Annotated in this window: 11 protein-coding genes; all 11 read right to left on the reverse strand. The window is 44.6% G+C overall.

What is annotated here, in order from left to right:
* Position 1 precedes the first annotated feature (1 nt).
* The gene (fnlA, locus tag OGX97_RS20665) at positions 2-1,036 is read right to left on the reverse strand and encodes a UDP-N-acetylglucosamine 4,6-dehydratase/5-epimerase (protein WP_235127204.1); all 1,035 of its coding nucleotides are present in this window, start codon (positions 1,034-1,036) and stop codon (positions 2-4) included.
* A gap of 41 nt (positions 1,037-1,077) precedes the next feature.
* The gene (gene wzy, locus OGX97_RS20670) at positions 1,078-2,256 is read right to left on the reverse strand and encodes an O15 family O-antigen polymerase (RefSeq protein WP_235127203.1); all 1,179 of its coding nucleotides are present in this window, start codon (positions 2,254-2,256) and stop codon (positions 1,078-1,080) included.
* Between the two features lie 49 nt (positions 2,257-2,305).
* A complete protein-coding gene (locus tag OGX97_RS20675) occupies positions 2,306-3,292 on the reverse strand; it encodes a glycosyltransferase (protein WP_235127201.1) in 987 nt (328 codons plus the stop codon).
* A complete protein-coding gene (gene wzx / locus OGX97_RS20680) occupies positions 3,289-4,533 on the reverse strand; it encodes an O15 family O-antigen flippase (RefSeq protein ID WP_235127200.1) in 1,245 nt (414 codons plus the stop codon). The genes OGX97_RS20675 and wzx overlap by 4 nt, the downstream gene beginning before the upstream one ends.
* A gap of 1,744 nt (positions 4,534-6,277) precedes the next feature.
* On the reverse strand, positions 6,278-7,171 hold the full coding sequence (gene galF / locus OGX97_RS20685) for a GalU regulator GalF (RefSeq protein WP_213238833.1): 894 nt from the start codon (positions 7,169-7,171) through the stop codon (positions 6,278-6,280).
* A 165-nt stretch (positions 7,172-7,336) separates the two neighbouring features.
* Positions 7,337-8,731 carry a colanic acid biosynthesis protein WcaM gene (gene wcaM / locus OGX97_RS20690; RefSeq protein ID WP_279850758.1) on the reverse strand — a complete coding sequence of 465 codons (1,395 nt, stop codon included), beginning with the start codon at positions 8,729-8,731 and terminating at the stop codon, positions 7,337-7,339.
* Positions 8,732-8,742: 11 nt separating this feature from the next.
* Positions 8,743-9,963, reverse strand: coding sequence for a colanic acid biosynthesis glycosyltransferase WcaL (gene wcaL, locus OGX97_RS20695; protein ID WP_218659130.1), 1,221 nt, complete (start codon positions 9,961-9,963; stop codon positions 8,743-8,745).
* Positions 9,960-11,240 carry a colanic acid biosynthesis pyruvyl transferase WcaK gene (gene wcaK, locus OGX97_RS20700; RefSeq protein ID WP_235127198.1) on the reverse strand — a complete coding sequence of 427 codons (1,281 nt, stop codon included), beginning with the start codon at positions 11,238-11,240 and terminating at the stop codon, positions 9,960-9,962. Before wcaK ends, wcaL begins: the two co-directional genes overlap by 4 nt.
* A 23-nt stretch (positions 11,241-11,263) precedes the next feature.
* On the reverse strand, positions 11,264-12,742 hold the full coding sequence (gene wzxC, locus OGX97_RS20705) for a colanic acid undecaprenyl disphosphate flippase WzxC (RefSeq protein WP_218659128.1): 1,479 nt from the start codon (positions 12,740-12,742) through the stop codon (positions 11,264-11,266).
* Between the two features lies 1 nt (position 12,743).
* Complete coding sequence (wcaJ, locus tag OGX97_RS20710; protein WP_008785190.1) at positions 12,744-14,138, reverse strand: undecaprenyl-phosphate glucose phosphotransferase; 1,395 nt, start codon at positions 14,136-14,138, stop codon at positions 12,744-12,746.
* A 54-nt stretch (positions 14,139-14,192) separates the two neighbouring features.
* A complete protein-coding gene (cpsG, locus tag OGX97_RS20715; protein ID WP_235127196.1) occupies positions 14,193-15,563 on the reverse strand; it encodes a colanic acid biosynthesis phosphomannomutase CpsG in 1,371 nt (456 codons plus the stop codon).
* Positions 15,564-15,629: the final 66 nt, after the last annotated feature.

Raw genomic sequence — 15,629 nt, forward strand, 5'->3', positions numbered from 1 at the left:
ATCATGAGTCCAGGTCATATTGTTCACCAGCACGAAGCGCTCGAATAAAGGCCAATTTGAGCAAGAGAGCTTTCATGCCTTCAATGTCCAACCTTTGAGTATTATGTGAGTTATAATCTTCAACCTCAGATATGCGGCTATCACCTTGTTCAACATACTTTCCATAATTAAGGTCTCGAAGATCTGGTGGGACTCGGTAATAATCCCCCATATCTACAGCAGCGATCATTTCCTCTCGACTAAGCAGAGCTTCAAATAATTTCTCACCATGACGTGTACCAATAATATTTACTGGATGATTCGCAACATTTAGTAAATCCTTTAAAGCAATTGCTAATGTTTCGATAGTTGCAGCAGGAGCTTTTTGTACAAAGATGTCGCCATTATTACCATGCTCGAATGCATAAAGAACTAAATCTACTGCATCCTCAAGAGTCATCATAAAACGGGTCATATTAGGGTCAGTAATTGTAAGTGGCTTTCCGGCTTTAATAAGATCAACAAATAATGGAATGACTGAACCGCGAGATGCCATAACATTCCCATAACGGGTACCACATATTACTGTTTTATTGCGATCAACATTACGAGATTTCGCTACCATGACCTTTTCCATCATAGCTTTTGAAATACCCATTGCGTTAATCGGGTATACAGCTTTATCAGTACTTAGGCATACAACCCTTTTCACTTCATTCGCTATAGCTGCTTCAAGAACATTTTCCGTACCAAGGACATTAGTTTTAACAGCCTCCATAGGATGAAATTCACATGATGGAACTTGCTTAAGTGCCGCTGCATGATATATAAAATCAACACCGCGAGTCGCATTCAAAATACTACGGTAATCTCTGACATCACCAATATAGAACTTTAATTTTTGATTATTGTATTTTTTCCGCATATCATCTTGTTTTTTTTCATCACGACTAAATATACGAATTTCTGCAATATCTGTATCAAGAAATCTATTTAACACAGCATTTCCGAAAGAGCCTGTACCACCAGTAATTAATAGTATTTTAGATGAAAACATAATAACCGAACCTCAAATTATAGACAAATATATTCTGGAAGCTATTTACTTACTTGACCTAACTTATTAGTTATTGAACTCTGTCCACTAGGTGTTACTCTATTCAAAAACATATATATAAAAGATAGAAAGAAATAGCCGTTAGATCCTAAAACCAAACCTTTGGTATTGAAAATTATCCCAATTAACATCCATATAATTGCTTGATATGTCACTCCAAATGTCGCAATAGAAATAGTAAAGATTAAAAATAAAAAGAGTATAATAAATGTTAACCCACCGTAATTGAACAGGATAACCCAGCCCATATCCGAACTTTGTTTAATATCGGGGATTGATGAAGATATATTTTGCTGTAGTCCAAATATAATATTAAAAAAATCTAAATTACCTACAACAAACACATGTTGTTGTAATAAAATATCCAGAGTTCTTGTACCATCCCCAGAAACGAATTCATCATAAAATCTAGGAAAGAAAACCGCTCCTAAGCTATAAACTAAAATTCCCAAAACCAATACTGTTGCAATTTTTATATTAATATTAAGTCTAGAGCAACCGATACCAATAATGGCTGCAATTACAGCCATGTTAGAATTTACGATTTGAGTAAGACAAATTAAAGTAATTAAAGCATAACGCCTTTTCATCATAAAAAATGACATATAGATCATCAGAAATGGGGTCATGAAATTTATTTCACCCGACAACCCAAACCCTCTGACTTTAGCATTTTGTTCCCAAAGATTAACAGAGTCAGACATACCAAAGAAAGTATATAACAATCTCTTTAACTCTGGACTTATATACATAGCAAAAAAAATAACTATTTGAACCCAGAGAGAACACACTAATATTCGCTCCATTAATTTCAAATCACCCTTTATGAATCTATTTACTAAATAATACGCAGGAACAAATGAAAATAAAAACAACATAAATATTCTAACGGTAAAATAACTCTGAAAAGAATGGCTTTTTTGAAAAAAATCGAAAACCAAACAAAATAAAAAAATAGTTATAAATATATATAATAGCATCAAGTTTTTACGATCTATAGATACCAATCCATTGTTCATAGAAATCATAAAATTACGTACTAAATACATAATACCAAAAAATGCAGGAATAAATGCCAAATATAAGAAAGGTATTATCAGCGACAATCTAAAAAAAACAACAAAAAATAACAAAAAAGCCATCAAGGCATTATACTTCATTGTCTTTTCCCTTTCATACAAATGTCTTAATAAATGAAGATAGCATCATCTATATATACCAGTTCTTAAGCAAATCATCTGATTTTGAGGTGCCACGCTCTCCAATACCATGTATATATGCCGAAATCAACACATATCTGTAAAGAATTGGGAAATAGAGATTTTTATTTACATCTGTTTTTTTTAAAAATTGTATTATTTTTTTAAAAATAAATTTATTGAAAAATATTGATTGGCATACTTTACTAAACGTTTTGTTTTTACTGAATATTTTCTCAACCAAGAATAATTTTTTATTAGTAGAAAACATTTCAGGTCTTACTTTGCTTAATACATTCATACCATCACGTGCTGTAGCACGAATTTTTTTTGTATATCCTTCTATATCGCCACCGTATTCGTGATGAAATATTTTAAAATCAGCAAAAATAATACTGAAGTCATTTTTTTCAAGTTGCCACCCAAACTCATGATCTTCACAACCATAACCAATAAAATTTTCATTATATGAAACTATACCGGATGAAAATGCCTTTCTATCAAGAACACAATTCATTGCGACAAAAGTCCAGGCATTCATAGAGGTATTATGACTATCACTAAACTTAGGGTGTAAAGAGTTCCTGTACCGATAGTAATTGCTGGTCTCAATGAGTTCATTTTCAAATCTAACTTCACCACATAATACGCTTTTACTATTCATTTTTTTTAAATAGTTCAGCAACGACGATATATAACCATTTGCGGGTATACAATCATCATCAAGAAATATTAAATAATCCCCATGGGCTAGGGATGCTCCGAAATTGCGTTTAGCGGAGAGTACATTTTTAGTATGTTGATGGATAACATTAATATTTTTCTTTTTATGAATAGTACCAGCAACTACATCATCAATTTCCTTTCCACTATGACTATCAGAAACAATTACTTCTAAGTGTAGACCATTGTCTTTAGCCTGAGAATCGAGCTCAGAGAGAATCAATTCTAATTGAACTGGGCGTTTCCAAACAGATATTACTACCGAGATATTCATAATTTATGAGACCTACATACGGTTTTATTTAATTTAATGAATTGTTTAAGCATTCCCATGCCAACGAAAACTTCAGCTACCATAAGACTTACAATCGCACCCGTTGCTCCATAATATTTACATGCTGGATAAACTATAGTTAAACAAGCAATAGTTCCTAGAAAAATAGATTTGAAATACTGTTTTTGCATCCCATTAGGTACTAATACAAGTAATCCTATAACTGTATTAAAACCTATGAAAATAGGAAGCAATGTCATTAATTGCATTGCACTTGCAATTACTTCTCCTTTCGTGCCGAATATTAATAATGATAACTGGTTGGCAAAAAGTAGAAATGGTATTGCTAAAATAATGTAAAAAGCAAGCAAGTATTTAAGAATCATTCTAGATTTTAAGTTTGCAAGATATGGATTCTCTCTTTGCAAAATGTTAATTCTTGGAAAAAAAGCTTGGACTAAAGGTGATGCAAGTCCAGCCAAACCTTGTTTAATCATGTTAGCTGAGTTAAAGATCCCTACATCAAACTTTCCAGATACGCCACCTAATACAATCGGGGTCAGCATTGTGTATGCACTAGTCGCAAGGGTTGAACAAAAGAAATGAAATCCATTTATTAAAATTGCTTGAATTTTCTTTATCGGCGGTCTACATAAAAAAATGTCCTTAATGATAAGTAAGTAGGCAACGCCGCAGAATGAATACAAAATATATGGCATGCTCAATAATAAGGCACTAATGTACATCGGTGTTGAGGGTTTTATAATTAGATAAACTGCAATGACTGCTATGCCTCGTGAAAATAGTGAAAGCACAGCCATCACACTCATCATTTCCTTACCTTGCAAAAACCAATTTGGATTAAAAACACCTGCAATTACGGACAAAAAACCAACGTATAATAAATACTTCACATCGTTAAAAACATTAAAAAAACAGAGTATTATGAGTATAATAGCTGCAATTAGCATTAATATAAAACGAGCAAGCACCACACCGCAAAAAAATTCAGAATGGTATTTTCTATCGTTATTTAGTGCTATTTCTCTTGTCCCACTATATCCAAAACCATACTCAACAACCATTAATAACACTTGTATAGTAATCAATGAAAAACTTAGATCACCAAAATTCGATACGCCAATAACTCGCACAAGATAAGGAAAAATTAATAATGGCAGTAGGTAATTGGCACCCTGACTTATTGCAAGGTAAAGAACATTTAGTTTAGTTTTGCTCAATGAAGTGCCCCATATACAACAGATCTCATTTCGAGTAACTTATTCAGATGAATCAGTAATTTTCTTATTTTATTAAAAAATTAGATATAGCACTTAAAAAATTCAACTTAAGTATAACCTTCAAAATCTGTAACCATTTTACGTTAAAAAATCATACAAACCCAACACATTTTTACTTTTCAAATATATTTTTTACTTTTAGCTAGTTTCATCAAACATTTATAATAATTTTTCGTCAATAAACTATCTTTTTTGCATGTAATACATCATTACATAACCATTCATTTATCCAAGCAACTTCCTCTGGATATGTAACCACCAAACTTTGCCTGACACATTTTTCAAAAAAATCACTAGATGTCATGAGTATTAGTTTACTTAAGGAGGACTCAACCTGAATTGTGTGTTCTGATCAATCGTCAAGCATACATATCCCTGACGGAAATGAGTGATGCCTGTCATAGCCCTATATATCCCGCAACGAACGATGCCCGATGTAGAAAACATCCATACAGACGTGATATAAACTGTGCACCAAGACTCACTGCTAAGCGGATTTAACCCACTCTTTACTAAACTATAATAAACTGTATAGCAAGCAGATTTACATTATCGTGTACTGAAGCACCTTACCCGAAAAATTATTCCGGAGTTGGCCTTTTGATTATATCCGCGTATTTTCCGTACATACTTTCACTAGTTATTTTTAATATAGGTGTTCACGCTGGAGTACAAAGTCAATAGCAATAATAATTAATGAAAAATAGAAGTGAAATACTTACCAGAACTTTGCGTTGCTAGTTACCTCAGCCAATTTATTCTGTCGAAAATGCTGTGCCAATGTTACATATTTTTACCCCTAATAAAGAAGAGAAGGTAGTTATTATCCATCTTGTTCTAGAAAAATGTACTGCAGAGCATCAAGTCTTTTATGAGTATGAAGTGGATAATCATCTCAATCACAAAATCCAAAATTGATGCGATCTGGCAGTCGCACTGAAAGCAAAAGCATGTTATGACGCAGGCCAGAATGTGAACACTATCCGGTCGAGAGTTTTACAGATAGACAAACAAAGTTATACTCGTTCAATGAGGGCAGCAGAACCAGAAATCGGAAGTTCAACATAGCTTTAGCCGCCAGAAACTTTACCGTATCCAGCTTATGACTGGCCAAAATACGTCCCATGATCGTTTTACCACAGACAGATACATATTTGAAATAATATTTATGGTTATTTCTGATTTCGACAAGGAATACCAGTTGGCTTAGCGTAGATAGTTTTACCGCATGAACAACAGTATGCCGATTATTATTACTATTACGAACAACTGGAGATCCAATGAAACCCGCCCCAGCAGTAATTTTTACGTCTTAATTCCGAATATCGTTTATAAGACTCTATTAAAATGCTGGTATACAATGCATACATCTGGATATTTACGCACGCTACCGCCCCTGGCTTTGCAGCAACCAGAGCACTACTTGAATGATAATGATGTAACTAGCCCCCGCCAGTTAGCGCAAAGCTATCTTAAATTCAAACGCTAATTGTCTTACCAAACGCGGCCAGAAACAAGAAAAAATACAACAAAAAACAAATTAAACTTGGTAGGTTAACTTGTTGTAATTCTTTATTTTTAATATAAAAAACGACAGTAACATTCCATTGCCTAAAGCATAGACGCTGGGATGTTAGCTGCCGCTATTTTTTTCTGGCTAGCCGTCACAAAGACCTGTAAATTTCTACTCGCTCAGTAGCTTCTCGATGCCCTTCCTGAACTTCGGACCTTCCTTCAGATTACGCAGCCCATACTTAACGAATGCCTGCATGTAGCCCATCTTTTTACCACAGTCGTAGCTGTCGCCCGTCATCAGCATGGCATCAACAGACTGTTTTTTCGCCAGCTCAGCGATGGCATCCGTCAACTGAATTCGCCCCCAGGCGCCTGGCTGCGTATGCTCCAGTTCTGCCCAAATATCAGCAGACAGCACATAGCGCCCTACGGCCATCAGATCGGAATCAAGCGTTTGCGGCTGATCCGGTTTTTCGATGAATTCAACGATGCGACTGACTTTACCTTCATTGTCCAAAGGCTCTTTGGTCTGAATAACAGAATACTCAGACAGATCGCCTTCCATACGCTTAGCCAGTACCTGACTACGCCCGGTTTCATTAAAACGAGCAACCATAGCAGCGAGGTTGTAGCGCAGCGGATCCGCACTCGCGGTATCAAGAACGACATCCGGGAGCACCACGACGAACGGGTTGTCCCCAACAATTGGGCGAGCACAAAGGATGGAATGACCCAGACCCAGCAACTGAGCCTGACGGACGTTCATGATGGTCACGCCCGGAGGACAGATAGACTGCACTTCGGCTAAGAGCTGGCGCTTAACACGCTGCTCAAGGAGTGATTCGAGTTCGTAAGAGGTGTCGAAGTGGTTCTCAACTGCGTTCTTAGACGCATGAGTCACCAGAACGATTTCTTTGATACCGGCAGCTACAATCTCGTCGACAATGTATTGAATCATCGGCTTGTCTACGATCGGCAGCATCTCTTTAGGGATTGCCTTCGTGGCAGGCAACATGTGCATCCCCAGACCTGCTACCGGAATAACTGCTTTCAAATTAATCATTAAGTCATTCACCTATTCAATTGTTGCTGAATTATAGCTTTTTAGCTTGTTTTAGCCAGTATGAATTACATTACTCCGATGCCGCGTATGTTACGCCGCTTAACTGCGGAATACAGTAATCTTAATCCCAGGCGGGTACAACTTTTGCCAGGAATGGTCGCAAAGTTACCTCCCCTGCCCCGGCAGTCGAAAATTCACCGCTTCGACATTCACCACCTGATGGCTTACCCGGTCAATGTCAACTGAACTTTGCCCGCTTTCGTTTACCGCATGGATATTCGCCAGTGATAGCAAGGTGTCCTGCATAGCCATAAACTTGCCGCGCACATCCTGGCGTAGATCGAATTGCATCTTGAGCGCGGGTCCTGTTGCGGATTGCTGCATCACTCTGATGTTACGTAAAAAAAGATGCTGCGGTTGGTTGTGCAACTCAAGCGTGGCGCGCTTCATCTCAACGTTGGTAATGGCCACGAACGACGTTGCATTACCTGATGAGATCTGAATGCCACGTAATTTATATTCAAGTTTCGTGTTATCCAGATGGATATTATTTAACTTAAAGTTCTGCGGGATGGATAAATATCGTCCTTTAATAACACCGTAGCCAATGAGCATACCTGCGCTATTTTCCATATTGATATTATCAATCACGAAATTATCACAGCCATAAATAGCGACCGTCGCATTATCAATACCTGCTTTCTTACTAAAATCTGGGGTAATATTTCGTGCGGTGATATTACGAATGATAAAATGTTTACCGTTCTCTACATGGACTAACTGTCGACAGTCGGTGCCGGTGATATTCGCCACCACAAAGTTTTTTACCGCTAGGTCATCGGGATAGGAATTGTCATAGGTACTGCCCGCCAGCCCGATGCCGATGCCCCAGTTCACGTTGCCATTGGTACAGTTGATACGTTCAATGACATGGTCAGAAATGAGGATGTTGCTGTCGTTGATCGCCACATTCCACTCAATGGCATCTCCCTGTAGATCGCTAAAACGGCAGTTTGTAATCTTTACGCCATCCATCCGGTTATGAAAGCCCTGACGCAGGATCCCATAGTTGGCGCGCGTGACGGTAATATCATCGATAATCAGATTGCGCATCAGCCTCGGTGTTTTGCCGCCGATATAGACTTGTGTCACTGGGCCAAAACCACTCATGGCAATCCCTTTTATCACACAGTCTGAACCGCGCACATCGAGGGTAACATTCCTCAGGCTCCCCCCCTGCTCACCCACTACCTTACATCCATCCTGCAGAACAAAGCGACCACGGCCATTGCCGCTGATTCTGCCTTGTAGGTGTAGCGTTTTGCCAGGAGGAATAACGATAGCGGTATTGAGATCCTTACATTCCAGTCCATATGGTACGACTACCGTTTGTCCTTCTTTGAACGCCTGCCGGAAAGAAGCGACCCAATCCTTTGGGTTGTAATCCTGAATGTTGACGCTATCCGATGATTCAAGCGCCCGGACAACGGGAGTATGCAGCACGACAAGCGCAGAGCCTGCCGTCAGAAAAGTACGGCGTGAGAGTTTGTTCTCTGACATACAACCTCGATTTACATCGTTTGCAGCAGACTGGCTAACTGTTTATTGATCGCTAACTGATTAAATTCAGTTTCAATTTTTTCGCGCGCACACTGCACAATCGGCTGTACCTGCTCACTGTCGAGCAGGCTAAATGCCGCTAAACGCTCTGCCAGTGCCTGCGCATCGTTTTCCGGTGCCAGCCAGCCAGATTTTCCCGGCTCGACCAGCTCAGGGATCCCACTGTGGACAGTAGAAATTACCGGTATACCTACCGCCATCGCCTCCATCAGCGCCACCGGGATCCCCTCCATATCGCCGTCTCTTCCGGTAATCGACGGCAGTAAAAATACATCCGCCTGTTCAAGCATCTCCTTTACCTGATGGCTGGGCTTAAAGCCGGGCATCTCAATCACATCATCGAGTTGATATTGCTCGATCAGTGTGCGTAAACGTCGCTCCCAAGGGCCGATACCCAGAATGCAATAACGAAATGAGACGCCCTGCTCTTTTAACTGACGACAGGCTTCGATGGCGACGTGCAGTCCTTTTTTCTCGGTTAACCGGGCGACAGAGATAATTTCCAGCGCTGCTGCTGGTGCTTTCAGTTGGCGAGGGGTAAAACGCGTCATGTCGATACCCATACGCGAAACCGCGATTTTATGCGGCGGGCATCCCATGTTTTTTAAACGTCCGGCCCAGAGATTGCTGATGGGTAACATCAAATCTCCGCGTTGAAACAGCTGCTGATACTCAGGGGTATAGCGGGTAAGCACATCCCGATGCGAAACATCGACGCCGTGAAATACCGTGGCGATTTTTCCGCGGATCATCCCAAGCTCACGCAGCTTAGCGGCCGTTACGCCTGCTGGCCCAAAATGAGCAATAAAGACATCCGCTTCAAACGCCCGCGGATTCCCACCGCAAATGGCCGCCAAAATCAGATTACGCGCTTCTTCGCCATAGCGTGCAACATTAAGCGCTTTCCAGGTCGCTGCGCGGGTGAGACCGTGCAGAGCCGCCGCGGTCCTATATTTCAGCTTCGCCAGTTTGCTTTCCGGTTCATTCAGCAACCAGCGCGTTTTTTCACCCAGCCTGTAGGTATTAAATGAGGCATGCGTATTTTCAAGATCGCCCTTCTGCAAAGCGACAATCTCCACGTCGTAGCCCATATCGATAAATGCGGTTATCTGATTGAGTACAAAGGTCTCAGAAGAGAGCGGAAATTTAAGCAGGAAAAAGCCAATCTTCATTTTTCCCCCTCAATACGCGTTAAAACCGACTGCACCATGCGTACCCCGCGTTCGCGTTCGCGTGTCACAGCATCCCCAAGCCGTATGTTCAGTTCAGGTAGCTGTCCGAGGGTATCGGCGACCTTTCCTTCCAGACTGCCATCGAGCAGATGGTGAATATCGACAGCCATCTCCGGCAACCCCAACTGTTGCATGATCCCTGCCGATTTATGCTCGTAGTTAATGGCGATGGCTGGCGTCATAAAATTCATCGAGATAATGGCCGAGTGCAACCGAGTACCCACCGTCAGATCGCATGCCCCCAGAATCTTCCCCATCTCCAGATCGTTAAGTTCATCCATCACCACGTGATATCGGGCCGGGTCGTTAACATACTGGCGAAGATTTAACGCCACCATGCGGTCATCTTTGTTGTAACTATCAATACCGGTGCAGGTTGACAGTGCAATCACCTGATAACCTTCATCAAGGATGCGGTTCACTACCCCGGCAAAGGCTTGCTCATAGGCCTGCTGCGTTGTTCCCAGACGCTTATCAAAAGGCGCCAGCTCGCGCAATGTAATGGCAACGGTCTTCTGTTTAGCCGCCATGTCTAACCAGTGCTGTACCGCATAACCTGGCTCAAAATCCTCATGATGATTGTCGACAAGCCAGGCCGTATCCACGCCTGTTTCGACTTTATCCGTGGTAATTGCGCTGCGCTTCATCAGATCCAGACTGACGGATTCACGTAAAATCAACGCATTACAGTGGCCAAACACGTAGTTCGCCAGTTGATTAAACTGCTCATCCTGGAATGGCCCCACGCTGTGACCAATCATGTACAACGGTTTTTTCGCCATAAACGAACACAACGCATGCTCAAACTGCGGCACACCATACAGATCGACAAAGAACGATCCGCCGACCTGGATGATGGCGTCATAGCGCGACAACAAACGAACAAAATCGGTAAAACCCTGGGCGATAGCGATATTGCGCAGATTACCGGAGTCGGTAACACGCGAGAGCAGTACCTGATGCTGATAGCGACGACGCAGCACTTTCTTCACGCGCCCCATAACACCCGCTGCGTTGTTGTGTTGCTTCATCTGCGAATACAGCGGATCGCCCATCACCGGGCGGTTCAGTAACCATGAGGAGCTCACTGGGTAACGGCTCATAACATCCACTTCAGTCTCGGGACGCAACGCGTTAATGGCATCCAGCAAACCGCGCAGGATCGCGCTATCCCCTCGGTTCCCGCAGGTATGGTTGCCCAAAATTAATAGTTTCATTATGACCTCTTAAAGCGTTGTTCTTATCCTGCACGGAGCAAGGTTTTCATTTTTTCACTGCGACAGAGCTGGCGTTTTATTTCCACCACCAGCGGATGACGCGACAGCACTATCATTAGCGCAAACGCCAGCGCCCCTGCCGCTATCTGGCTCCCCAACAACACGCCCAACGACAGCTGGTCATGCAGCATTACGCCCAGCGCATAGCTCACTACAAGGGTTGGCAAGGAGAGATACAACGGCAGCCAAAGACTGAGCATGTACTGGCGGTAGCTGGAGCCAAGAACAGGTTTAATCATCACGAAATAGCTGAGGACTGTGTTAATCACCTGGACCAGCAAAAAGCCCAGCGTCACGCCAATCGCCCCGGCCAGATGCCCACCGATGAAAATGGCTGGAATAAACAGAAAGGTTTTGAACACATTGAATTTAAAGCTGATATCGACCCGCGCTTTCGCCATCAGCAGTGAACCGATTGGATTCCCCACCGAGCGCAGCAGCCCAACAATGCACAGCAGTTGCAGGATGGGGATAATGCCGTTCCACTTCTCGCCGAATACCAGCGGCACCACGTTATTCGACACCACCATCAGTCCCAGCAGCGTCGGGAAGTTGATAATCCCGACCACCGACAGCAGCTTGTAAAAATTCACCCGTAGCTTTTCACTGTCGTCCTGGATTTTGGCAAACGCCGGAAACAGCACGCGGGTGATAATCGGGTTCAGTTTGATCGGGGGGACAACCGCCACATTCCAGGCAAGATTGAATCCACCCGCCACGCCAGCTCCCAACGTGCGGGCCAAAACCAGCGTGGAAAGGTTGGTATTGATGTAATTGATGATACTGTCTGCCGTCAGCCACGCACCAAAACGCAGATTCGACGAAACGGATGCCAGCGAAAAATGCAGCCCCGGGCGGTAAATCCGGCGACCAAAATAGCCGAACAGCAGCGTACGTAGCGTACTGTTTACCAGATACCCGAGAATGGCCGTCAGTGCGAGCGGCCAGAAATGGGCGCTGACTACGGTAAAGGTAAAACCGGCCAGTACCGAACTGGTTTCAATCATGCCAATTTTGTTGAAGGCCAGTTCTTTTTGCATCAGCGCACGAAACTGCTGCCCGTGCGGTATCACCACAAACGCCAGCGATAACGTTTTGATGAGCGGTGCCAGTTCTGGGTTATTAAGTACGCTGGCAATCGTCTCGCTCAGCAGAAACATCGCTACGCATACCACGATACCCAACCCAACGTTGAGCCAGTACAGCGTGGTCAGCTCAAGATAGCCAATCTCTTTGCGCTGAATAATTGAGTTGGCGATACCAAAGTCAGACAACGTATCGGCCAGCGCGATGATCACCAGCGCCACGGTTAACAACCCGAACTGGTGGTTATCAATAATCCGTGCCAGTACGGTCATCTGGATAAGACCCAGACCAATGATGATCACAGTGGCAATCGCCGACCACTTTGCGCCGTTCAGCGTTTTTTCTCGTAAACTCATGTTAATACGCCGCTTTGTTGACAAAGCCTTTGAATACCGTCAGAAAAACAATTTTGATATCGAACCACACGCTCCACTCGCGAATGTATTCGAGGTCAAATTCCACACGTTTTTCCATTTTTTCCAGCGTATCGGTTTCACCGCGCCAGCCGTTGATTTGCGCCCAGCCGGTAATACCCGGTTTCACCTTATGGCGTAACATGTACCCCTCGATCAGCTGGCGGTACTGTTCGTTATGCGCTACCGCATGCGGGCGTGGCCCAACAATAGACATGCCCCCGGTCAGCACGTTAATAAACTGCGGCAGTTCATCGAGTGACGTTCGGCGCAGGAAATTCCCCACAGGGGTAACGCGCGGATCGTTTTGCGTCGCCTGCGTCACCACCGCGTCGTTTTCCATCACTTTCATCGAGCGAAATTTCCAGACTTTGATCGGCTTCCCATCCATGCCGTAACGGGTCTGGCGGAAAATCACCGGTCCTTTGGAGGTCAGTTTTACCAGTAGCGCTATGCCACACAGCACCGGAGAAATAAGCAGCAGGATCAGTGAAGCCAGCACGATATCTTCCGCGCGTTTCAACAGGCGATTAATCCCCGAGAGCGGCGTGTCATACAGCGGCACCACCGGAACGCCATTCATCTCTTCAATCCGTGAATGCAGAATGTTGAAGGTAAAGACATCAGGAATAAGGATCACCGAACAGGTGGTGTCGGCCAGCTCACGAACCAGTTTTTTGACGCTGGCGCCATCGCTCATCGACATGGCGATATAAACGTTATGAATACGTGAGGCTTTGGCGTCATCCACCAGCTGTTGCAGATTACCGGCCCAGTCGCGGGAGTTTTTTCCAGGGATAGGATCGTGATAGACACCTGCTACTTCAAATCCCAGCCACGGTTCATGGCGAAAGCTGTCCAATAGCATTTGTCCGGCTGGCAGGTCCCCTGCCACCGCCACCCGGCGAGTGTTATACCCGCGATTACGCAACCATCCCGCGCCGTAGCGAATAAACGAACGGCTCAACACCAGGCCAACGCTGGATAGCAGATACCACGCCAGCCAGACGGCGAGACGGTTATCAAAATCGTTATTAAAGGCGATCAGACCTGCGCAAAAAATCAGACTCAGCGTCCAGTTTTGCAGCAACAGCACCAGCTCAGTGGAAATTTTGACACCGCGCCAGGAGCGATAAAAATCCGTTATGCCACCGAGCATCTGAAAAACGACCAGCGTGATCAGCGCCACCAGCAGGTGCATGTACAGGAAAGGCAAACCGCTTAATTCGCAGATTACCCACAACCCGCCAAACATGATGGTGATATCTGAAAAGCGTTGCACCATCGAAATTAACGACGCATTGGTTTTGGCGCGTTCGCGCTTTTTTAGATGTGTCATCGTGGTTCCTGTTAGTCACCCTTTGCCCAGAATCGGGCAAAGGAAGCACCAGCATTACTGATTCAGTAACGCCAGAAGAGTGCGCGTTCGCGCTTCCATCAACGGAATATCTCCGCGCGATTCCACGTTCAGGCGCACCACCGGTTCGGTATTGGAAGAGCGTAAATTGAAGCGCCAGTCGACAAACGACATGCTGATACCGTCCGTTCTGTCCACCGACAACGCCTCACGGGAAAAATGCTGCTCCACGCGCGCAATCGCTGCCGTCGGCTCTGCCAGCGTACTGTTTATTTCTCCGCTCGCCGGGTAGGCCACCATCCGGTCGCGGACCAGTTCGCCCAGCGACTGTCTTTTCAGACACAGCAGCTCCGCCACCAGCAGCCACGGGATCATTCCGCTGTCGCAATAGGCAAAATCGCGGAAATAGTGGTGCGCGCTCATTTCGCCACCATAAATGGCATCTTCGTGGCGCATCCGCTCTTTGATAAACGCGTGCCCGGTTTTTGACATCACCGGTTTACCACCTGCCGCCGTCACCACATCCACGGTGTTCCAGGACAGGCGTGGGTCGTGGATAATTTTCGCCCCCGGATTCTTCTCCAGAAACGCTTCCGCCAGCAGGCCGACAATGTAGTAACCCTCAATGAACTGACCTTTTTCATCGAACAGGAAGCAGCGGTCAAAATCACCGTCGAAGGCAATCCCCATATCCGCGCCGTGTTCAATCACTGCATGGCGCGTGTCGGCCCGGCATTCCGGCAGCAGAGGATTGGGAATACCGTTGGGGAAGTTGCCATCCGGCGTGTTGTGAATTTTGATGAACTCGACCGGCACGCCCAGCGCCTTAAAACGGGCTTCAATGACGTCAACCACCGGACCTGCCGCGCCGTTGCCGGAATTGAGCACCAGCTTCATCGGTTTCAGGTTGGCGGGATTGATGTAACCCAGCAGGTGGTCAATGTAGGCATCGCGGGTAGTAATGCGCTGGTAGCGGCCACGTTTTGTCTCATCAACCGCCGGGAAGTCGTTGGCTTCCGCCAGACGTTGCACGTCGCGCAGACCGGTATCACCGCTGATGGGCCGCGCCCCTTCCCGCACCAGCTTCATACCGTTGTAATCCATCGGATTATGGCTGGCGGTCACTTCAATACCGCCGTCAATGCCCAGGTGGAAGGTGGCGAAGTAAATCTCTTCGGTGCCCGACATGCCAATATCCAGCACATCCACCCCCGCATCCTGCAGTCCTTTCGCCAGCGCCAGCTTCAGCGTCTCACTGGTCAGGCGCACATCGCCGCCGAGGACAATGGTTTTTGGCTTCAGGAACTCGCCGTAAGCGCGGCCAATACGCCACGCGATATCTTCATTCAGCTCTTCGCCCAGCCTGCCGCGAATATCGTAGGCTTTGAAACAGGTTAATTTCGTCATGATTTACCCTTCTTCAGGCAACAGGAGGCCCTGACTCTTAATGAGCCTTTTAATGAGTGTTAAATG

The organism is Citrobacter sp. Cpo061 (assembly GCF_030332845.1).
In the GTDB taxonomy this organism is placed as follows: domain Bacteria; phylum Pseudomonadota; class Gammaproteobacteria; order Enterobacterales; family Enterobacteriaceae; genus Citrobacter; species Citrobacter portucalensis.

Excerpts from the sequence above, each read along its gene's own strand:
- wcaL (WP_218659130.1), bottom strand. The coding sequence starts at position 9,963 with ATGAAGATTGGCTTTTTCCTGCTTAAATTTCCGCTCTCTTCTGAGACC.
- galF (WP_213238833.1), bottom strand. The coding sequence starts at position 7,171 with ATGATTAATTTGAAAGCAGTTATTCCGGTAGCAGGTCTGGGGATGCAC.
- wcaJ (WP_008785190.1), bottom strand. The coding sequence starts at position 14,138 with ATGACACATCTAAAAAAGCGCGAACGCGCCAAAACCAATGCGTCGTTA.
- wzy (WP_235127203.1), bottom strand. The coding sequence starts at position 2,256 with ATGAAGTATAATGCCTTGATGGCTTTTTTGTTATTTTTTGTTGTTTTT.
- wzxC (WP_218659128.1), bottom strand. The coding sequence starts at position 12,742 with ATGAGTTTACGAGAAAAAACGCTGAACGGCGCAAAGTGGTCGGCGATT.
- wcaK (WP_235127198.1), bottom strand. The coding sequence starts at position 11,240 with ATGAAACTATTAATTTTGGGCAACCATACCTGCGGGAACCGAGGGGAT.
- wcaM (WP_279850758.1), bottom strand. The coding sequence starts at position 8,731 with ATGTCAGAGAACAAACTCTCACGCCGTACTTTTCTGACGGCAGGCTCT.
- OGX97_RS20675 (WP_235127201.1), bottom strand. The coding sequence starts at position 3,292 with ATGAATATCTCGGTAGTAATATCTGTTTGGAAACGCCCAGTTCAATTA.
- cpsG (WP_235127196.1), bottom strand. The coding sequence starts at position 15,563 with ATGACGAAATTAACCTGTTTCAAAGCCTACGATATTCGCGGCAGGCTG.
- fnlA (WP_235127204.1), bottom strand. The coding sequence starts at position 1,036 with ATGTTTTCATCTAAAATACTATTAATTACTGGTGGTACAGGCTCTTTC.